Source organism: Wenyingzhuangia sp. IMCC45574, assembly GCF_054182685.1.
The window spans coordinates 1,254,547-1,278,038 of sequence record NZ_CM135169.1 but is presented as its reverse complement, the minus strand read 5'-3'; the positions used below and the strand labels follow the sequence as shown (position 1 = coordinate 1,278,038).

The window sequence follows — 23,492 nt, the reverse complement described above, 5'->3', positions numbered from 1 at the left end:
TCTATCACGGTTGGATTTATTAAATTTGCTTTCTTATTAAAAATCATAGGATGAAGGTGATACAAGTTCCAAAAGCGAAGAAAGTTCCAAAAGAAATGGTAATGCATAATGATGTAAGGGTAGATGATTACTATTGGTTACGTCTTTCTGATGAGGAAAAGAACGAGGAAACTCCTTCTGAAAAAACACAAGAGGTGTTAGATTACTTACAGGCCGAGAATGAATTCTATGAGGGAGAGACTGCCCATACCAACACATTTCAGGAAGATTTGTTTCAGGAAATGAAATCTAGAATTAAAGAAGACGATAGTTCTGTTCCTTATTTTAAAAACGGTTATTACTACATTACTCGTTACGATATAGGAAAACAATATCCTATTTACACTAGAAAGAAAGAGACTTTAGAGGCAGAAGAAGAGGTGTTGTTAGATGTAAATGTACTTGCAGAGGGGTATGAGTACTACGAGGTGGGAGGTTTGTCTATTGCGTCTAATAATAATATTTTGGCTTATGGTGTAGACAATACCGGTAGGAGAAAATATACCGTTTACTTTAAGAACTTAACCACAGGAGAGTTGTTTAAAGATGTAATAGAAAACACAACAGGTTCTTCTACCTGGGCAAACGATGATAAGACTTTATTTTACAATCAAAAAGATGAGGTTACGCTTAGGAGTGATAAAGTATACCGTCATGAATTGGGAGCTTCTGTAGCAGATGATGTTTTGGTTTATCACGAAACGGATGAAACTTACAATGTATACATTGGTAAGACAAAATCTAAGAAGTATTTGGTAATAGGTTCTTACAGTACGTTACAAACAGAATATCAAATTTTAGAGGCTGATAATCCAACAGGAGCTTTTAGAATTTTTCAGGAAAGAACAGACGATTTGGAATATAGTGTAATGCACTACCAAGATTCGTTTTACATTTTAACAAACAAAGACAAGGCGACCAATTTTAGGTTGATGAAAACTCCAGAAACTGCTACGACTACAGATAATTGGGAAGATGTAATTCCGCACAGAGAAGATGTTTTGTTAGAAGATGCATCTATTTTTAAAGATTTTTTAGTCTTAGAAGAGCGAGAAGAAGGGTTGAGTAAAATTAGAATTATCCGTTGGGATGGTAGCGAAGACTATCACTTGCCATTTGGAGAAGAAACGTACTCGTCTTATGTACTTAGCAATCCAGAGTTTGATACTCCTTGGTTACGCTACGGGTACAATTCTATGACAACTCCAAGTTCTGTAATAGATTTCAACATGGTTAGCCATGAAAAAGAAATTAAAAAGGAGCAGGAAGTTTTAGGTGGTAAGTTTGACAAGAACAACTATACCAGTAAAAGAATATGGGTAACTGCCAGAGATGGTAAAAAGGTAGCTTTGTCTATAGTACACAGGAAAGATACAGTAGTAAACGAACACACACCTGTTTTAATGTATGCATATGGTTCTTATGGGCATACGGTAGATGATAGCTTTAGTACCACCCGTTTAAGTTTATTAGACAGAGGTTTTATTTTTGCACTGGCTCATATTAGAGGGTCGGAGTATTTAGGAAGACCTTGGTACGAGGATGGAAAGCTGTTAAACAAGAAAAATACGTTTAACGATTTTGTAGATTGTGCCAAACACTTGGTAGAGAATCAAATGACTTCTCCAGATCATTTATATGCAATGGGAGGTTCTGCAGGAGGGCTTTTAATGGGAGCTGTAGCAAATATGAACCCAGAATTATTTAATGGAATTATTTCTGCAGTACCATTTGTAGATGTAGTTACTACCATGTTAGACGAGAGTATTCCGTTAACAACAGGGGAGTACGACGAGTGGGGAAATCCAAATGATAAAGAATATTACGATTATATAAAGTCGTATTCTCCGTACGATAATTTAGAAGCAAAAGCGTATCCTAATATGTTGGTTACAACAGGTTTGCACGATTCTCAGGTGCAGTATTGGGAACCTGCAAAATATGTGGCTAAATTAAGAGATTTAAAAACAGATGATAAGCAACTGTACTTACATACCAATATGGAAGCAGGTCATGGAGGAGCATCGGGAAGGTTTGATGCTTTAAAAGAGATTGCAAAAGAGTATGTGTTTATATTAGATTTAGAGAAGATTAAGAGTTAGGTTTTTTATAAATAATGTCCTAAAAACAAAGGCTATCCAAATTGGATAGCCTTTTTAATTTTAAGTATGTATAACGGTATTAGTTATATACTTCTTCTTCTGTAATGGTTGCAGAAGAGGCACCTGTTTTAATAGTGGTTACAATAACAGTAGTTGTATTGTCATCGTTTACAATAATTTCTGTTAAAATTTCTGGAAGCTGATTTGTAGCTGCCTGTGTAACTACTTGAGCCGTTGTTACATCTAAATCTGTTTTAGGTCTAACAGTAGTAGAAACTATGGTGTTAGATGTGTTTAACGTACCTGTAATTGCAGATAAAGCAACTCCATCAATATCAGTTGAATTCCCTTCAAAATCTATTGTAGTAGATTCTGTAACCGTATTGGTACTTGTAGTAGTTTCTGTTACAATATCGTCTGCACTAAAGCTATAGTTAAATTTAAACTTACCAGGAGTAGCAGGTTCTGCCACAGGGTCTGTTCCTGCAGGTATAAAATCTTCGGTAGTAAAAGTACTCTGAACTTCGGTTACCGTAAACCCTATGTAATGATAAATAACAGTAGTTGCCTTGTATAAGTTAATTTTAGAAGGTGTTTCTATAACTTGAAAAGCTTTACCAGAAGTTGGATTTCCAACCGAAGCAGTATATACAGGAACTAATGAAATATTAGGATCTCCATTGTCAAATAAAGACTCTTTTTCACAAGCCATACTTAGTATAGCTATGAAAAGTAATGATATATTTTTAATTAATTTTTTCATGATATTTTGTTTTATCCACTGCCTGTTTTACCAAACAGTGGAGTTTTATACTTAGGGTCTTACTTCTAGAGGAATCATAGAGAATTCATCAAAGTACATTGTGTGTTTACCAGATTGTGCATTAGGGTTTGTTCCTCTAGGGAAAACTAAAGTAAACTTACTTTTAGCTTCTATAGGTGCAGTTAATACAACCTGTCTAGTTACTTTAGTCCAAGTTTCTGTAGCAACACCACTAATATCCCAAGCACCACTTAAAGCAGATACGGCTGCCCATGTTTGGAACTGGTCTAACTCACACCCAGCTTCTTTGTATACCATGTACGAAATTTCGTATGTACCCGCTGGAACTTTGTCTACCAATCCTAAACCGTATTGGTGCATTTGTAGGTTTCCTCTTGGGAATCCTCCTTCTACGTTGAATTTTAAACTTCCGTCACCTCTAAATTTGTAGATAGTAGATCTAGACCAAAGTGGGTTTCCTGCATCTCCGTTTTGAGGTCCACCTACCCAGAAATGTGAATTAGGTCCTGCTACAACACCAACATATCCATGTGCATGAGAAGTATTACCTTCTTCGTAACCAGACCAGCTATTGGTAGTTAAAATACTAGCTCCTAAGAAGCTTACTACAGGTTGAGAAAAATCTGCCAATGTTCTTCCGTCAACAGATTGTATATTACCTCCTGCGTAGTCTATAGTAATATTATCAGAACTATAGATAGGTGCAGTTAATGCTAATTCTATAAATGTAGGATTGTCTGCATCAATAGTAATTTTCTTAACAGGAATTTGTTGTGCAAAAGCACCGTTGGTAACATTTACAGTAAAGAAACCTTCTTTATCTGTTAAGTTTTCAACCTCACCTGTTAATTGAATACGTAATTTTTCATCTTGAGTCTCTCTGATTTGTCCATTAACAACCAAAGGATTTTCGTTAGAGGCAATTACTTTAATCATTAAAGGAATACTTGCTATTGCTTCTGCAGTAGGAGGAATTTCTGTAGCGTTATTAACTCTATTTGCGGTAATGGTTCCAGCTTCAAACGTACCTAATCTAAAGAATTTAATTATTTGCTTTTCTCCATTAGAAGTAGATGGGTTAGAGTTTTCGTTAATCCATCTTCTGTTGTTAGATCTACCTAAAGCTTCTATGTGAGTAAAATCTTCATAAATTAAAGAACCTGCAACATTAACTTCAATAGTAGGCCAAGTAGATTTGTCGTCTAAAGAAACTTCTGTACTAGGTACTTCAAAAATGTCACCAGCAATAGTTTCGTTCACTGTAACTGTATTGTCTGTAGCAACGTTTATCAATTCTTCTCCGCTTCCATCACCAGAATTTGTATGAATCTTAAAGGTTGGTTTAATGTGTCCATACACGTCAACTTCAAAGATCGTATCAATTACATGTACTCCGTCTACTTCCTTAGAAGTTAAAGTACCTAAGCTTGTTTTTCTACTTACAGCTTGGTTGTAAGTATTGTACAAGTGTACAGTGTTGATACCTGGTTTTTGAAACAATACATGTGCTTTTGCATCTGTTATAACCGTATTGTCATTAAGAATGTATGGTTTAAGAGAATCCTGATTTTTAAAACCAGCTTTTAAGAATCTGTTGTGCTCTTCAATTTCCCATTTGTGTTCTTGGTAACCTAAAGATAGGTCTATAAAAGACAAGTGAGTATTGATGTTTATTTTTAGGGCATTTTCTCTTGATTTATTTTGATCTAAACCAACAACCCAAGTAAAATCAGATACTTGATCTGGAGCATTGTAGTCTACGTAATCTTCGCTACAACTTGCTAAAAACAACAAGTTTAATAAGATTACTTTTAATATTATTTTTTTCATTTTGTTGAGTTTTAATTAAAAATTAAACCTTAATCTATATTGTTATTAGCGTTAGATTCTAGTGATGGGATAGGGTAGTATCCGTGTACACTTTCGCTATAATTTTGGAATGGTAAATCGTACTCATATCCAAAGTCTAAAATAGCATTTGCTTTATCAGATGCATTTGCAGGATCGTCAATTACAAAAGCACCATTACCTCTAGATCTAGTATCTCCATTGTCATCTACATACACATAATTACTTCCGTAGTATACTTCTTGAGACAGTTCTCTTAAACGCTCTTTAAATCCATAGTTGTCAGAAACTTTCCATCTTTGGAAGTCTAACCATCTAATAGCGTGTCCTTCGGCACCTAATTCTAATGGCTTTTCAACTTTCATTAAGTGTTGCATTAAAGCAGCAGCATCGTATGTTTCTTCATCATAAGTTCTAGAAGTATCTCCGTTAGAAGGTCCTAATAATATTAGTCCCCAACGAGCTCTAATCTCGTTTATTAACTCTATAGCTTCTGAGGTTCTGTTTAATTTAATTAAACACTCTGCCATGTTTAAGTAAACCTCAGATAGTCTATGTACAGTAATATTTTTACCAGAGTATTGAAATCCTCCTTCTAATTGGTTTTCAGAACTTACAATATCATGATTTGTATATTTTTTCCACCATGCTAAACCTCCCCATTGCGCTGCGTTAAATGCAGGTCCACTAACTAAGTGCGTAGGTTCTTGGTAATACAATGTTTGTTCGTCTTGTATTACAGCCATCATAGCAGAACATCTAAGAGATACATTTCTAAACCCTTCTTTTTCTAAATCGTCTATAGGATCTATAAAAGTGTATTTGTTTCTTGGGTCTAAAGGATCTTTTACTTCAGAAACGTATGCAAAAGCAATCCAAGCAGGACTTTGTGCTGTTCTTGTTTGATCGTTACCTCTAGTTAAGAAGTTTAGGTTGTTAGTACCTGTTAAACCAGACCATGGGCTAAAGTTAAAGTCAATATTATCTGTAGTGTAGTTTACTTCAAGAATAGATTCATTGTTAAACTCACCATCATTGGTAAACATTTTATTAACATCAGTCTCAATACTGTATCCATGATTTGCAACAACATCTTGGTAATATTCCATTGCTTTCTCGTAGTTTAACTCTTGTAAATAAGAGTTCCCAAGAACAGTACCTGCAGCTCCAGAAGTTACTTTACTAATGTCACCATCAGGGTATTCTCCTTTTTTGTACAAGTTTGCATATGCATATTCTAAGTCTTCTCTAATAAAAGCCAATACATCTGCAGCTGGTGATAAACCAATTTCAAAATCGGCAGCTTCTTTAGGTACACGATCTCTTATGATAATACTACCAGGGTTTTCATTGTTATATGTAGTGTACAAAAAGTAATGAAATAAACCTCTAAAGAAACGAGCTTGTGCCATTTGCGATGTCCACTCTTCAATATCGTCTTCGGTTACAACTTTGTTTTCATTTTGAATTTTTTCTAACCCTTCGATTACTTGATTGGCTCTAAAAATACCTACATATGTATCTTGCCATTTTTCGTTAACCTCGTTTGTTGTTTCTGTATATGTGTGTACATAAAATTCAGAAGGAGCAGGTGGTAATGGCCTAAACAAAGTAGGATATCCCATGTCTGATCGTAACATTTCTGGGTTAATATTAAGTACGTTTGGATCGTAAATAGATTTGTACGTTGCATTTAAACCAGCTTGAGTATCTTTTAAATCTCTCCAGTAACTTACCGCAGTAAGTTCGTTAGGGTTTTCTTGCTCTAACAAATCACGTTTAAAGTCTTCACTACAAGAAGTAATACTTCCTACAGAAAGCGCTATTATTGCGAATTTTAATATTGTATTTTTCATTGTAATTAAGTCTTAAAAGTTGAAATTAACACCAGCTAAATATTGTACAGATATTGGACCGGTACCTTTATCTAAACCTCTTGAAGCAATTCCTCCTCCAACTTCTGGGTTGTAACCAGAGTACTTAGTAAATGTTAAAGGGTTTTGCGAACTGATGTAGAATCTTAATTTGTCAATTCCAAGGTTTTTAGTTGTCTTCTTAGGTAAGCTATAACCAAGAGTTATTTGTCTTAATCTTAAGTAAGAACCATCTTCTACCCATAAGTCACTATAACCAATGTAGTTTCTATGTCTTCTCATGTCGTTTCTAAATGCAGGAACGTTGGTAACAGGGTTGTTTTCACTCCACTGATATAACAAGTCTTTATGTCTACCAAACCCATATGCCCAAGCATTAAATCCGTTCATAATTTCTTGTCCTAATGCAGCGTACCAGTTCATAGAGAAATCAAAGTTTTTGTAAGTAGCGTTTACATTGTAACCAATTTCGTATTTAGGTAAACCACTACCACTGTATACTCTATCATCATCATTTAACTGTCCGTCGTTGTTTTGATCGATAAATCTTACATCTCCCATTCTAGCATTTCCATCAATTTTTTGATAAGCAGCTAATTTCTCCTCAGTATCAATAATTCCGTCTGTTCTCCATAAGTAGAATGCACTTGCTTCTCTACCTACTTTATGTCCAGTAACAATAGATTGATCTTGAGCTCTTCCTACCAATCCTGGATCGTTTGTAAATAAGAAATCGTTTAAACCGTTAATTTTAGTAATCTTGTTTTGGTTCGTGGCAAAAGTACCCGCCATTTGGAACCAAAGCTTTCCAATTCTATGTCTAAATTTAGCCGCTAATTCTACCCCTTTATTGGTCATGTTACCAATGTTGTAGATAATACTTGCGTTGTTCCCTCCACCAGCAGAAGTTGGTAAGAATACTGGGAATAACATATCTCTTTTATCGGTGTTGTAGTATTCAGCACTTAAGGTTACTTTGTTCTTTAAGAATGCTAAATCTACCCCTAAGTTTGTTTGTACAGATGTTTCCCACTTTAAGTCTTTATTTCTAAACTGAGTTTGAGTAGCACCTAAGTGTAAAATTTCTCCTCCACTAGCACCATCGGCACCAATAGTGTTAAGGTTCTGAGTAATTGTAGGAATAAATGAGTAAGAACCAATTCTGTCGTTACCCACAGTACCTTGAGAAACTCTTACTTTAAAGTTGTTGATTGTACTCTTCATACCAGACCAGAAATCCTCATCAGATACATTCCAAGCAAAAGCTACAGATGGGAAAACTCCAAAGTTGTTTTCGTAAGCAAACTTAGACGTTCTATCAAAACGTACACTTGTACTTAAGTTGTATTTACCTTTGTAGTTGTACTGTAAACGTGAAATCTGACTCAAACGAGTATCTTCAAAATCAACTCCAGGAGCAGCAGGACTGTTTCCAGAAAATGCCAATTGTTCTCCGGTAGCACTGTTTAAAACATTTAAATCTGGGTTTACGTTTCCTAATTTTCTTGCTCTAAATTGTTCAAAAGTCGTTTTTTCAGTTGTTAAGAATAAACCTAAGTTGAATTTATGATTGTTGAATTCCTTTTTTAAGTTGGTACCAACTTCTGCATAGAAATTAACTCTCTCGCTACTTCTGTCTTCTATAAAAGCATTGTTTGGTTGTGTTAAAGCTCTACCGTTAGATGCATTTAATACTTCTTGGTAAGGAACGTCTAATTTTCCTCTAGTAGTAGTATAGGTCATACCAGAGTTAGCTGTAACACTAATGTTCTTGTTTATGTCGTAACTAATATTAAGAGAAGCATTAGATCTTAATGTTTTAGTGTATTCTTTGGTTTTTAAACTTTGAATAACCCATGTAAGTCTGTTTGCTTGTTCTCCATCGTCTTCTAATACGTCATTTTGGTCAATATCTAAACCATTTTGTAATGGACTGTATACAATAGATTGAGATAATAAGTTGTTTCTTGGAATATCTCTTCTGTCTACAGATAAACCAACACTTGTTCTAACTTTTAACTTGTCTTTAGTGTAAGTAGTATTAGAACGTGTGTTAAATCTTTGGTAGCCAGAGTTTAATTGCATTCCTTTTTGATCGAAAATACCTAAAGTAACATTGTATGTTATTTCCTTAGTACCTCCAGATACACTAGCATTGTAGTTGTGTACATGTGCGTAGTCGTTAAAGATAATTTCGTTAAGGTTGGTTTCGTTCTGTAAATTAGATGGGTTTTGTAACACTACATTTCTGTAATCCTCATCTAAATCGTTACCTGTTGTATTTCTAAAGTTAATGATGTCTGCGTATAATTGCTCTGTTGAGTTCATTAAAGGAACAGCAGGTCTTCTAAACTGTATTGCAGAACTTCCATTAAATCTAACTTTCATGGTACCTACTTTACCTTGTTTGGTACTAATTAAGATAACTCCGGCAGCACCACGTGCACCATATATAGCTGTAGAAGCCGCATCTTTAAGAATGTCTAAAGAAGCAATTTCACTTGGCGGAATTCTAGGATCTCCATCCTGAATAATTCCATCTACTACATATAAAGGAGTGTTGTCTCCGTCTAAAGAAGTAATACCACGAATTAAAATTTGAGATTCACCACCAGGAGTAGAAGGAGCAACTACGTTTACCCCAGAAACAGAACCTTGAATAGCAGAACCTAGGTCTGATGTTACAATTTTTTCAATCTCTTCAGCTTCAACTCTTGCTACGGCTCCAGTTAATTCTTTTTTCTTAACAGCTCCATATCCAATTAATACTACTTCATCTAAAGCACTCGCTTCAGTTTTCATAGAAATATTAAGCGTTTGTCCTTTTACTGTTTTGGTAACAGTTTCCATTCCAATATATGTAAACTTAATAATGTCTCCATCTTTAGCTTTAATAGTAAACTGTCCATCAAAGTCAGATGTTGTAATTAGTTTTGTACCTAGTTTTTCTATGGTAGCACCAATTACAGGATCGCCGTTCTCGTCTTTAATAACCCCGGAAACATTTTTGTTTTTTTGGGCAAATGATGAGAAACTGACTAATGAGAAAATCATAACCAATACAAAGCTTTTGGCTATGAGTTTTAATTTTGAAAATAAATAATTTATCATATTTAGTTAGTTATAAATTAATTTGTCTTATTCAGTATTGAATAAGTCTTGAATTGATAATTTTACTTTACTTCAGCCTGTTTTTTTTGACTTTTTAATAAAGATTTTTTGTTGGTTTAAGTTTTAACTTGTTTTTGTTTGGTTTTTAAGGTTTTGGTTAATAAAATCGGCTATTATTAAAATCATGCTTTTAAAAGCAAAATATTGTTGTTTTTACAAAATAAGCTGTTTTTTATTGTAGTATTGTTACGTTGTTTGCCCTATAATAGTACTATTTTGATTTTGTGTAGTTTTTTTTTGAAATTAAAGAAGTGGTTTTTACGTATATTAACATCTATAAGTATTATTTTGACCTTAATTTAACTAGTCAATAAGAAACAAGTCTTAGATATGTATTTTTGATACGATTCGATAGTTTTAACTAATTTTTATGTGAAAAACGATCTACAGAAGTGTCAATATTATATTGAAAAGAAACCAAGATAAATTATAGATAATGAGAAAAAAAGGGATTGAAATTTTAGCACTTATGTTGTTTATAGCTTCATTTGCTCAAGACAAAGGAATTATGAATAATTCTAAAAGTCCGAATGTAAAATTTAAGAGTGTAAACATTGGAGATTGTCAGTGGACAACAGGTTTTTGGGCTGATAAATTTAAAGTTGCAGAACAAACCATGGTACCTCATATGGGAGACTTGCTTACAGGAGATACAGGACATGCTTTAAATAATTTTAAAATTGCTGCGGGACTAAAAGAAGGAAAGCACAAAGGAATGAAATGGCACGATGGGGATTTCTACAAATGGATGGAAGCTTCTATGTATATCTATGCTCAAAATAAAGATGCTAAAATTCTAAAAGAATTAGATGCATATATAGACATTATTGGTAAGGCACAAGCACCAGACGGATATATACATACCATGGTTCAAACAAAAGAAGATATGGACCGTTTTGGAAACAGACAGCATCACGAAATGTACAATTTTGGACATTTATATACCAGTGCATGTATTCACAATAGAATAACAGGAAAGACTAATTTTTTAGACATCGCTATTAAAAATGCAGATTTTCTTTACAATACGTTTATGCCAGAGCCTAAGGGAGATTTAAAACGTTTTGGATTTAACCAAACACAAATAATGGGCTTGGTAGAACTATATAGAACTGTAAAAGATGAAAGATATTTAAAACTAGCGGAGTTGTTCATTAATTTAAGAGGACAGTCTAAAGTAGTACCAACCAAAGTTTCTAGCTATAAGTTTATAGGAGATATGGTACAAGAACGTACTCCTTTACGCAAAGCTAAAACTGCAGAAGGGCATGCTGTATTGGCTTTGTATTTTTATGCAGGAGCAGCAGATGTTTATGCGGAAACAGGAGAAAAAGCTTTAATTGATGCTTTGGACAGGCTTTGGATGAATGTGGTTGATAAAAAGATGTACGTAACTGGGGCAGTAGGGCAAACCCATCATGGGGTTTCGTCTCATGTAGATATGGTGCACGAAGGTTTTATTAACGAGTATATGATGCCAAATTTATCTGCTTATAACGAGACTTGTGCTAATATTTGTAACTCTATGTTTAGTTATAGAATGTTAGGAGTACATGGAGAAGCTAAATATGCAGATATCATGGAGTTGGTTTTGTTTAACAGTGCTTTGTCTGGAATTAGTGTAGAGGGTAAGGATTATTTTTATGCCAACCCACTAAGAGTAAGCCACAATGGTTACGATCCTGGTAACGATACAGAGTTTGATGTTCGTCAGCCGTATATTCCATGTTTTTGTTGTCCTCCTAATTTGGTGCGTACCATTGCTAAATTATCTGGATGGGCATATAGTTTAACAGATAATGGAGTTGCTGTAAATCTTTACGGTGGGAATAAACTAACAACTAAAATGTTGGACGGTTCTAAAATTGAATTAATTCAAGAAAGTCAATACCCATGGAAAGGAGCTGTAAAACTTACTGTTAAGAGAAGTAAAAAATCGGCTTTTGATATTAAGTTGAGAATTCCAGAATGGGCTAAGGGTTCTAAGGTTCAGGTAAATGGTAAAGAAGTCGCTCAAAAGGTTACAGCAGGAGTGTATTTAACATTAAACAGAAAATGGAAAAAAGGCGATGTGGTTACATTGCAAATGCCAATGGATGTAAAGTTGTTAGAGGGGAATCCTTTAATAGAAGAAGTACGTAATCAGGTAGCAGTAAAAAGAGGGCCTGTAGTGTATTGTGTAGAAACACCAGATTTACCACAAGGAACAGATGTTTTAGATGTGTACTATCCAACAGATGCTAAACTAAAACCTACTTATAAGCCTAATTTCTTAGGAGGGATTACTACTATTAGCGGAGATTTTAAATTACGTAAAGATCATAAAACCGGAATGTATACAGAAGTTTCTAAGCCTACGTGGGAAACAAAAAAATTACAAATGGTGCCTTATTTTGCATGGGCAAACAGAGGAAAAGCAGAAATGTCTGTTTGGTTACCAGTTATGTGGAAATAATCAGCACAAAATTTACCATGTCTATTGTGTGGATTTATTCATTTTAAGACGTTTTTTGATTTTTATGAATTTTTAAAAAAATAAGAAAAGTACCAAAAGCATGTTTTCTCTTGTAAAATATGCTTTATATGTAAAAAAAGTACTGTTTAAGGTTGAGATTTACGGATGAGGTAATTGTAAGAAGTATTAATTTTCGCCATTGGTATTTAGGTAGGTTTAAGCCTTGGAAATATTGTTGTACAGAAGGGATTAGAAGTTAGAAAACCAAAATTAATTTAAGAATGAGAAATATATTAAGAGCAAAATTAGGAATAATGCTACTGTCTATGTTCCTGTTAACAGGTGCGTGTGCTCAGGATAAAAGACCCAATATTTTAGTTATACTGTGTGATGACTTGGGATACAATGATGTAGGTTTTAACGGATCAAAAGATATTCTTACACCTAATTTAGACCAGCTAGCTCATGCAGGAGTTATTATGACTGCCGGGTATGTAGCACATCCATTTTGTGGACCAAGTAGAACAAGTATTATGACGGGAAAATACGCACATGTAATGGGCGGACAGTTTAATATTCCTAAAGATTTGGTAAATAGCGGTTTGGGAATTCCATTAGAGCATAAGTTTATTAGTAAGGAGTTGCAAGAGGCAGGGTATTATACTTCTGCAGTAGGAAAGTGGCATTTAGGAGCAGACAAACAGTTTCATCCAAATAATAGAGGTTATGATGAGTTTTATGGTTTCTTAGGTGGTGGTCATGACTATTTTCCAGAACAGTACAAGCCTAAGTATGCCAAACAAAAGAAAAACAAAGTAAAATTAATAAGAGATTACGTAAAGCCGTTGGAGTACAATGGTAAGGAGGTAGACGAAAAGGAATATGTAACAGATGGTTTGTCTAGAGAAGCTGTAAATATAGTAAACAAAGCAGCAAAGAAAAACAAACCTTTCTTTATGTATTTGGCATACAATGCTCCCCATGTTCCTTTACAAGCTAAAAAAGAGGATATGGATGTCTTTTCAACTATTAAAGATAAAAAGAGGAAGACATATGCGGGTATGGTTTATGCGGTAGATAGAGGGGTTGGTAAATTGGTAAAGGCATTAAAAGCCAACAAGCAATTTAAAAACACGCTTATTGTATTCTTTAGTGACAATGGAGGGAAATTAGGAAAAGGAGCGAGTAACTATCCTTTAAAAGAAGGGAAAGGAAGTGCTTATGAAGGAGGGCATAGAGTGCCTATGTTTTTCCATTGGCCAGAACAAATCAAACCAAATCAGAAATTTAATCACCCGGTATCGGCTTTAGATTTATACCCAACTTTTACAGCTTTGGCTAAAGTAACTCCATCTAATCAAAAAGACTTAGCAGGAACAAATGTTTTACCTCATCTTAAAAAAGGAACAAATCCTCATAAAGACGAAATGTTATACATTCTTAGACATAGAACAGGTTTAAGTGATGTAGGTGCAAGGTACAATGATTGGAAAATAGTAAGAACTGGAAATAGACCATGGAAGTTGTTTAAAATTAAAGATGACATTAGCGAAGAGAACGATAAAAGTGCAGAAAATCCAGAGAGGTTAAAAATGATGATAAAAAAGGTAGAAAAGTGGACCGCTACACATGTAGAACCATTGTGGTTTCATGCAGAAGAAGAAGGACAATTGTGGCGAGAACGAGAAATGCCAAGGTTTAACGAAACTTTTTCATTGGACTAAAATTTAAAGCAACCTTAGGGTTGCTTTTTTTGTGTGTACACTTTTTGTCTCTGTACGTAATTATAATTGATTTGTTGCGTAAAATAAAGAGAATTCTTTAGTATATTAACGCATGTGAAATATATTTGTTTAAAATTTAGAAGACTTGAAAAAAAACTACTATTTAATTTTCGTATTCCTTTTTCTATTGGGTACTACTTTTGCTCAAAAGGAAGATTTACACTACTACAAAGCTTTAAATATATCTAATGGTTTAACTCATAATGGGGTTACTTCTATCTTTAAAGATTCAAAAGGTTTTGTTTGGATTGGTACTTATGATGGATTGAATAAGTACGATGGTTTTAGAATTAAGCAGTATAAAAACTCTTACAAGAAAGATATATTAACTAGTAATAGGGTTCGTTCTATTAACGAGAACGATAGAGGAGAATTAATTATTGGAACAGATAAGGGGTTGACGATTTATAACTTTAAGCAAGAAAAGTTTACCAAGATAAAAACCATTGATGGAATTAATAATACAATAGAACCTACAATTACCAGTATTAGAATTCATCCCAAAAGCAAAGACATTATTTGTGGAACAGAGAACAATGAATTGATTGTTTTTGACCAAAACTTTGTAATTCAAGAAAAATACAATGCCAATATTTTAGGCTTTCCTACCAAACGTAAGTTTATTATCGATGGAATTTCGATAAGCGAGGATGTATATCTTTTTACAACAACCTACAAAATGTTTCAATACAATGCTCTTGCTAAAGAGGTAAAAGTAATTGACATGGATCCCTTTATAAATAGCTCATTTATAGAACGTCTGGGAGAAAATAAATTATTAATTGGTTCTAGTAGTGGTGGTGTACGTATAGTAGATTATGAGTTTAAGAATGGAGAGTGTACGTTTAAAATTCATGAAAAACAATTTGAAGATTTAAGATTTACAACTTCTAATATAGATTCTAAAGGCAATCTTTGGTTGGGAGAACTAAATTCAGGGGCTTTAAAGATTATGGACTTAGCTGCTTTTTCTCAAGGAAAAGAATATGAAGTTGCCTATTTTAGTGATGGTGGTAAGAAGTTAAGAACAAGTGTTTTAGTTGGTTTTGATGCAAAGTATTCGTGGATAGGATCTTTTGATAAAGGTGTTTTTTTAATAGACTTGGATAAAAACCCTTTTAAAGAAGTAAAGACTGCACAACGAAAGTTTTTAAATATATCTATAGTATCTGAATCGGTTTTTTCTTTAGGAGTTTCTGGAGGCGATTTTAGAGTGTATGATTTTAAAAAGAAGCAGTTTAACTATTTAGATTTTAATTTTGACAAAGAAGAAAAAGAAAAGAGTACACTAATATATAGAGATAGTAAAGGGTACTCTTGGTTTACGTTTACAGGAGATTTAAATAGATACATTGGAAGGACCAAGGATAATGGAGCGCGAATAGAGAAGATTAAAGTAGCTCCAGAGTTTTTAGGAGGGATACGAGATATTACAGAAGATAAAGATGGAAACATATGGGTTGCTTTTACGGATGGTATTTTTAAGGTTAATATTAAAAACAATAGCATTGGTAATGTAGAGGACTTTAGAGAGAACAGTGCATACAGGAAAATAGGTAGTTACTCTACGTTTAAGTATTTATATGTAGATCCTTTGTATCATTATTTATGGATTGGAGATAAAACCAGAGGTTTGATAAGAGTAGAGCTAGCTTCCAATAGACCTATAAAAGATTTTAAAGTAAATAACTACAAGGTTAATAAAAAGAGTTCTAATACTATTTCTAGTAATTTTGTTTCATCTGTGCTTAGGTTAGACAATGGAGACTTGTGGATAGGTACAGAAGGAGGGGGGATTTGTAAAGTAGAGGAGAGCAATACCAATACTCCTAAGTTTATTCCTTTTACCGAAGAAGATGGTCTTTCTAACAACGTGGTAAAGAGTATATTAAACGATGATAAAGGAAACCTTTGGATATCGACCAATAATGGGTTGAATAAATTCAATGTATACAATCATTCTTTTAGAAGCTTTACCAAAGAAGATGGTTTGCCTTTTGAAGACTTTTATTATACTTCTCAGAAATTAGATAACGGTATTTTTGTTTTTGTTGGAAATGAGTCTTTCTGTTACTTTAGGCCAGAGGAGGTAGATAAAAAAGAACCTTTACCTGTATTAGATTTTTCTGAATTTAGGTTGTTTAATAGGTTGGTTAAGGCTGGTGATACTATTGGAGACAGGGTGATTTTAAATAAGCAATTGTCGTATTTAAATGCTATAGAATTAAAGCATAACGAGAATGTATTTTCCATAGAGGCCATTCCATTGCATTACTCAAACACTAAAAATCATAGTTTAAAATATAAAATGGTTCCGCTAAATGAAGATTGGGTGGAGCTTAAGGACGGACAGAACGTAATTGAATTTAATGGACTTCAGCCGGGAGATTACACCTTAGTTGTAAAGGCTTCTAATGCATTAAACCAATGGACTCAACCCAAGGAATTAAAAATTAACATCTCTAAACCTTTTTGGAAATCGGGCTTTGCGTATATAATTTACATAGGTTTTGGTTTGTTGATTATTTACCTTGTATTTTCAATTTTCTTAAAAATACAGTCATTAAATCATGAAATAGAAATTGAACAAATAGAGTTTGATAATTTAAAGGATGTTAATGAGTCTAAACTTCGATTTTTTTCCAATATCACACATGAAATTAAAACGCCGATTACTCTAATTTCTGGTCCTATAGATTTTGTAATGAGTAAAATTCAAAAAGGGGAGGAAATAAATGTAGAGGAAAAATTAACGATTGTACAAAGACAAGCTAAGAGAATCTCTCAATTAATAGACCAAGTACATGATTTTCAAAAGTCAGATACTCAGCAATTAAAAATGAATTTTGAAGTGTTTAATTTCGATTTGTTTTTAAGAAACTTGGCAGTGGATTTTAAGTTTTTATCAGACAAGGAAGATAAAAGTTTAAAAATTTATGGAACAGACGATAGAAGTGTTTTTGTTTCTGCCGATAAGGACAAATTAGAGAAAATATGTAACAATGTATTGAGCAACTCTTTTAAGTATACCAAATCAGGAGATCAAATAGGTATTTCTTACAGAGTAAACGGAAACAACTTGGTACTTACGTTTAAGGATACTGGTAAGGGAATAGATGCAGAAGATTTACCACATGTTTTTGAACGTTTTTATCAATCTAAAAAAATGACAGAGGAGTACATTGGAGGATCTGGTATAGGGTTGGCATTTACAAAAAGATTGGTAGAAATGCATTACGGTTATATAAATGCCGAAAGTAAACTAGGAGAAGGAACTACAATTCATATTATTTTACCCGTAATACACGAGGGAGAAGTAAAGGAAGATGAACTTGAGAGAATTTTACAATTAGAAAAAGAATTCGAAAGAAAAGAAGAACCAAAGACTCCTGTAGAAATTGACTATAGTGCTTTAAAGGTAGATGAGTCTTTCTCTAATGCAAGAATTTTTTATGCAGAGGACAATTTAGATATGAGGAATTTTGTAACAGAGATTTTATCTAAGTTTTTTAATGTGAAAGCATTTGCAAACGGAGCAGAATGTTTAGAGGCTTTAAAAGAAGATTGGCCAGATTTAATTTTAAGTGATGTTTTAATGCCAGAGGTAAATGGTTTTGAACTTTGTAAGTCTATTAAAGAAAATATAAAGACAAGTCATATTCCTGTAGTGTTATTAACTGCGTGTGTTTCTAATGACGAACAAATACAAGGAATAGAAGAAGGAGCAGATGCGTATATTAAAAAGCCTTTTAACTCACAAAGATTAATTACGACTATAGAATCTTTACTAAGGAACAGAGCACAGCTAAGAGAGCGATTTAAGAGTGATTTTCCTTTAGAGTTAGAAAAGAAAAAAGAATCTAAAAAAGACATAGCCTTTTTAGAGAAGTTATACGATTTAATGTCTGAAAATTTAGACAATAAAGATTTGGATATTGATAATTTGGCGAAACATTTGTACTTAAATAGAACTCATTTTTATCAGAAAGTAAAAGCTTTAACCAACAAGACACCGTTTGAATTGTTAAAAGACTATAGGTTAAAGAAAGCAGCAGAGTTTTTGGTAAGGGAGAAAATGACTGTTAATGAGGTTTTTGTAGCCACAGGTTTTAAAAGTAGGTCACACTTTAGTAAAGTGTTTAAAGATAAATACAATGTAACTCCTGGTCAATATGTAAATAAAGGATTAGACAATCTATTGGGGAGTAATACCGATTAGTTAAATCATTTATACAGTATTTAAATAATGTAAAAGCCTTTAGAAGCAAATTAGCTTTTAAAGGCTTTTTTTATGTAGCTAATTAAGTTCCTAATTAGCGCTCTTTTGCAAAGGTTTAATCTATGTTAGGCTGTGTCTTACTGTTTTTTACTTGCACACACATAAAATTTACAGGCAAACATACGATGGCTCTTAATATCTGAGAACTTTGCTTTTGTTGAAATCTTAAACTCTTTGCGATGTAGTTGTGTATAAGATAATGAATCGTTATTTTTTATGTAGATAATTCAGTCTTACGTTGAAAAGATTTAAATCTTAGAATGGCTCTAGTTGAGTTTAAGAGTTTGACAAAAACAAAAACTAATTTAAATGAAGAGATTGAAAATTATGAAAACCAAAAAATTATGGAGGAAGGTATCCTTTCTCATGTTCTTGGTGCTTATTTGTACTACAGGTAATGCTCAAGCACAAAATCAGGTTACAGGTGTTGTAACAGGAGCCGAAGATGGTTTGCCTTTAATTGGGGTAACAGTTCAAAAATTAGGTTCCAAAATAATAACCACAACAGACTTTGATGGTCAGTACGCTATTAAAGCAAAACAAGGTGATATCATTCAGTTCTCTTATTTAGGGATGAAAACCACCGCTAAAACAGTAAAAGGAAAAACTTTAGATGTAACCTTAGAGGTAGAAGCTGATGCCTTAGATGAGGTAGTAGTTGTAGGATATGGAACACAAAAGAAAAAAGAAGTTACTGGGGCAGTTGTGCAAGTAAAAGCAGAAGCTATTGAACAGTTTGTAACTACCGATGTTGCTTCGGCTATTCAAGGTCAAGTTTCAGGAGTTAACGTAACTGCAAGTAGTGGTGAGCCAGGAGAGCAAGCAAGTATTCAAATTAGAGGAGTTACTTCTTTATTGGGGTCTAATGAGCCTTTATGGGTTGTAGATGGAATTGCTCAACCAGGGAACCCAGGTTTAAGTCCAAACGAGATTGAAACGATTGATATTTTAAAAGATGCTGCTTCTGCCGCAATTTATGGTACTCAAGGAGCAGGAGGGGTAATCTTGGTAACTACCAAACAAGGAAAAGAAGGGAAAATGAATATTACCCTAAATTCTACATATGGTGTTCAGCACATTGGAGATGGTATTCCTTTAATGAATGCTAGAGAAGAATTATTTTACAGAACAACTCAGGTTGACAATGGAGCTTCTACTTTTAGAATTGGTCCTACAAGATTCCCAGAGTGGTTAAACAATGATAATACATTTGATGATTATGTTTTGGTTGATAATGCCAAAACGCATCAACATACATTAAATATTTCTGGAGGAACTAAAGATTTTTCTTTTAATGCTGTTGGAGGTTTTTTCGATCAAGAAGGAACTTTAATCAACTCAGGTTTCCAAAGAATTAATGGACGTATTTCTGCAAGCTATAATAAAGACGATTGGAAAATTAGATCTAGTATTGCTTTTACAACAGAAAAGAGACAGAGAACAGGAAACAACGTAATTACCAATGCGCAAAGATATTCTCCTTTGTATCCAATTGTAGACCCTAGTCAAGATGTAGTTTACTCTACAGGAAGTCAGGGTGATGGTGGAGTAAGAACTCCATTGGAGTTATTAGCACAAGCGTTAAAGAGAAAAGACAACTCAACCAGAGAAAGAATTAATGCTAGTTTAGGAATTACAAGACAGTTAACAAAAGAGTTAAGTATTATGGGGACTATAGGAGCTGCAATTACGGATAACTACCGTGATCAGTTTTCTCCACAATATTCGATTGTATTCTTAAATGGAGATCCTACCGAAACAGATCCTACAAAGAGTAATGTTCAAGCATCTGCTTCAAGACAAGAAACATTGTCTGCAGATTTAGGATTAAGCTTTAGAAAAAAGTTTGGGAACCATAATGTAGGGGCACAAGTTATTACAGCAATTAAAGAAGAAGGATATAAAGGATTCTCTGCTAGAAAAGAAGGTGTATTAAATAATAATATAGAAGTTTTAGATGGAGCAAGTATCAATCCTATTGCAGCATCAGACAATTATTACAACTCTAAAATATTTAGTTATTTAGGAAGAGTTAGTTATGACTTTAAGGGGAAATACTTATTTACTGCCTTAGTAAGGAGAGATGCTTCTACAGTATTTAGTAAAGATAATCAGTGGGGTACTTTCCCGTCTGTAACTTTAGGATGGAATGTTTCGGATGAAGATTTCTGGAGTCCTATTAAGAATACTATTAACAGTTTTAAAATTAGAGCGGGTAGAGGTACTGTAGGAAATGATAGATTTAGCAATCGTTATGCTGCTCAAAGTACATTGAGATTAGGTGTTTCAAATGCGCTATTCGATCCAACAGACAATGTTTTAACCTTTGGAGCGGCTCAGTATAACTTTGCAAACGAAGCTTTAAAATGGGAGACTAAAATTGAAAGAAATATTGGATTTGATTTAGGATTCTTTAAGAATAAATTTAATCTAACAGTTGATTATTACCACTCAACAAATGAGGATATGTTATTTCCTGTTAGAACTCCAAGTTCTTCGGGTGCTTACGATGGGGGTGATTTAATTACCATATTGAACGTTGGGGAAATGGAAAATAGAGGTATTGAAGTTGCCTTTAAGTACAGAACTAACATTGGTAAAAGTAAATTTACTTCTAACATAGTATTTACTAAAAACTCAAATGAAGTTACAGATACATCAGGGCAAGCATTATTATATAATACTGCTTCTAATGTAAGAAGTAATCCTATTACTGTATTTGGAGAAGGTTATGAAGCAGGTGCATTTTTCTTATTTGGAACGAATGGAGCGATTAATACAGAAGAGCGTTTGGCAGAATATCAAAAAATTAGACCTGATGCAAGAATGGGAGATATAGAAATTTTAGACTATAACAAAAATGGTGTTATAGACAACGGAGATAGACATTATAAAGGAAGTGCATTACCAGATTTTGAGTTAGGATGGAACTTTAGATGGACTTACAGAGGATTTGATTTATCTACAAACTGGTATGCTTCTGTTGGATCTGAAATTTTTAACGTAAACAAGTATGAAGCGTATTCAAGATCAAGGCATAAAGATTTATTACATATGTGGTCTCAGGATAATCATACTTCAAACATTCCATTGCACAATTTAATTGGAAACGATAATTACCAACCAAACATTGATTATTGGGTAGAGAACGGAGATTTTATAAGATTAAAGTTAGCAACCTTAGGATATAATTTCCCTAAAAAGTCTTGTGAGCAAATAGGATTATCATCATTAAGGTTATTCTTAACAGCTCAAAACCCTTTAACAATTACAAAGTATTCAGGGTATGATCCTGAAGTAGGAGGGTCTGTTCAACGAAGAGGGTTAGATTATTCTAGATACCCTGTAGCTCAGCTTTACACTTTAGGTCTTAATGTGAAATTTTAACGATAAAAAAAATGAAAAGATATATAAAATACATCCTCGCCTCATTAACGTTGGCTATTTCATTACAATCTTGTGATGATTATTTAGAGGAAATCAATCCAAATGAAGTTTCATTAGAATCGTTTGGACATGATTTACAAGAGACAGATAAAATTTTAACAGCTACTTATAATGGTTTATTAAACCAATACATATGGGCTTTTGATAACGAATCTTTAAGAAGTGATTTGGCTTTTCCAAATCAAAGAACAAGACAAAACGGGTCTAATTTAGCTTGGCATGCTCAAAGGTTTACCAATGTAGTTAGTACACATTACCACAAGCAGTGGGGAGGAATGTACCGAGTTATTTTTAGAGCAAATCAAACAATAAGAAGTTTAAATGGTTTGTCAGACGACTTAAAGTCTCAGGATGCTTGGACAAGGCAAATGGCAGAAGCTCGTTTTTTAAGAGGTTTAATGCATTTTTATTTACACTCATCATACAATAATGGAGAGATTATTATTAGAGATGAAGTTCCAGTAAGTTTTGAGGATCACTCAAAACCAGTTTCAACTTCACAGGAAGTTTTAGATTTCTTTAGAGAAGATTTAGCTTATGCGTATGATAATTTACCTGCTATACAAAGTGAGAAAGCAAGAGCAAACAAAGGATTGGCTGCTTTGGTTTTAGGAAAGAGTTATTTGTATACAGAAGAATACGATGCTGCGATTCCATTATTAAAAGATGTGATTGAAGGGGCTTATGGGTTTAGTTTATTAACAGGAGAAAATGTTCAGTTAATAAATACACATGCAGGAGATTACAGTTCTGAATCTATTTTTGAATTGAATTATACTGATGTTCATCAAAGATTGGTGAATTCTAATGGAGATAGTTGGGATGAAGAAGCCTATACAACTAGATGGGCAAGGTATTCTGCTCCAAACAATTTTGGTGGAGGACAAGGTGGTTCAGGGTATTTTAACCCTACTGCATGGATTACACATGCTTATTCTTCAGAACCAGTTAATTTTAACGATTCAAGAAACTTTAAAAATGGAACTGAATTAAAAAGTGTTCCATTAAGATGTGCTCAGATGATTGCTGTTGCTAACGATGAGGAGTCTACTTATTACGGTCAAACTCCAGCTTATAAGAACACTAGTTTTGGGACTGCAATTTTTTCATTTTTTAAGAAATTCACCAATCACGACATTGTTTCTCATGAAGAGCAAGTATTATCAACTCCGTGGCAAAGTAATAAGAATGTTGTAGTGTATAGATTGGCCGATGCTTATTTAATGTTGGCAGAGTGTTACATACAAAAAAATGATATTGATTTAGCATTAGGTTATATAAACACAATTAGAGATAGATGGGGATTAATGCTTTTAGGTGCTGATGATGGTTCTGGGACTTACAATGATATTACGTACGACCAAACAAGTTTAATGGAACATTTAATGTATACCGAAAGACCTTTGGAGTTAGCATTAGAAGGATATGCAGAAAGAGCAATTGATTTAAGAAGATGGGGAGTTGCAAAGCAAAGATTTCAAGACTTAGCAGCTAGAGACTATCAACTGGTACAGTATCCGTTTTCTTATATAGATGCAGATGGAGAAGAGGTAACTGGAAATGGAAGAAGAATTCAGATAGGAGTAGGAGATGAAACAGACAATCTTAAAGTTGAATTTAGAGAAGCAGCTGTAAATTATTTAGAGTCTTTACATTCTTATTTACCGCTACCTAATGAAGAGTCATTATACAACCAAAATGTAAATTAA

Annotated in this window: 10 protein-coding genes; 6 read left to right on the top strand and 4 right to left on the bottom strand. The window is 33.6% G+C overall.

Going from position 1 to position 23,492, the window contains the following annotated elements; genetic code table 11:
* Positions 1-50 precede the first annotated feature (50 nt).
* Positions 51-2,141, top strand: a complete 2,091-nt coding sequence (locus ACXHHC_RS05360) for a S9 family peptidase (RefSeq protein WP_458228619.1) — start codon at positions 51-53, stop codon at positions 2,139-2,141.
* A 79-nt stretch (positions 2,142-2,220) separates the two neighbouring features.
* Here ACXHHC_RS05360 and ACXHHC_RS05355 read toward each other — a convergent pair whose 3' ends face one another.
* From ACXHHC_RS05355 to ACXHHC_RS05340, 4 genes are read right to left on the bottom strand one after another with little or no spacing between them, the layout of a single operon-like run.
* Positions 2,221-2,904, bottom strand: a complete 684-nt coding sequence (locus ACXHHC_RS05355; protein WP_458228618.1) for a hypothetical protein — start codon at positions 2,902-2,904, stop codon at positions 2,221-2,223.
* Positions 2,905-2,955: 51 nt separating this feature from the next.
* Positions 2,956-4,755, bottom strand: coding sequence for a hypothetical protein (locus ACXHHC_RS05350; RefSeq protein WP_458228617.1), 1,800 nt, complete (start codon positions 4,753-4,755; stop codon positions 2,956-2,958).
* 29 nt (positions 4,756-4,784) lie between these two features.
* Entirely contained in the window at positions 4,785-6,629 is a 1,845-nt protein-coding gene (locus ACXHHC_RS05345) for a RagB/SusD family nutrient uptake outer membrane protein (RefSeq protein WP_458228616.1), read from the bottom strand.
* A 12-nt stretch (positions 6,630-6,641) separates the two neighbouring features.
* Positions 6,642-9,758, bottom strand: coding sequence for a SusC/RagA family TonB-linked outer membrane protein (locus tag ACXHHC_RS05340; RefSeq protein ID WP_458228615.1), 3,117 nt, complete (start codon positions 9,756-9,758; stop codon positions 6,642-6,644).
* 496 nt (positions 9,759-10,254) lie between these two features.
* Here ACXHHC_RS05340 and ACXHHC_RS05335 point away from each other — a divergent pair, with 496 nt between their 5' ends.
* From ACXHHC_RS05335 to ACXHHC_RS05315, 5 genes are all read left to right on the top strand, one after another.
* Positions 10,255-12,273, top strand: a complete 2,019-nt coding sequence (locus ACXHHC_RS05335) for a glycoside hydrolase family 127 protein (protein WP_458228614.1) — start codon at positions 10,255-10,257, stop codon at positions 12,271-12,273.
* A 281-nt stretch (positions 12,274-12,554) separates the two neighbouring features.
* On the top strand, positions 12,555-13,997 hold the full coding sequence (locus tag ACXHHC_RS05330) for a sulfatase-like hydrolase/transferase (RefSeq protein WP_458228613.1): 1,443 nt from the start codon (positions 12,555-12,557) through the stop codon (positions 13,995-13,997).
* 145 nt (positions 13,998-14,142) lie between these two features.
* Positions 14,143-18,276, top strand: coding sequence for an ATP-binding protein (locus ACXHHC_RS05325; protein WP_458228612.1), 4,134 nt, complete (start codon positions 14,143-14,145; stop codon positions 18,274-18,276).
* A gap of 369 nt (positions 18,277-18,645) precedes the next feature.
* Positions 18,646-21,723, top strand: a complete 3,078-nt coding sequence (locus tag ACXHHC_RS05320; protein ID WP_458228611.1) for a SusC/RagA family TonB-linked outer membrane protein — start codon at positions 18,646-18,648, stop codon at positions 21,721-21,723.
* A gap of 11 nt (positions 21,724-21,734) precedes the next feature.
* Complete coding sequence (locus ACXHHC_RS05315; protein WP_458228610.1) at positions 21,735-23,492, top strand: RagB/SusD family nutrient uptake outer membrane protein; 1,758 nt, start codon at positions 21,735-21,737, stop codon at positions 23,490-23,492.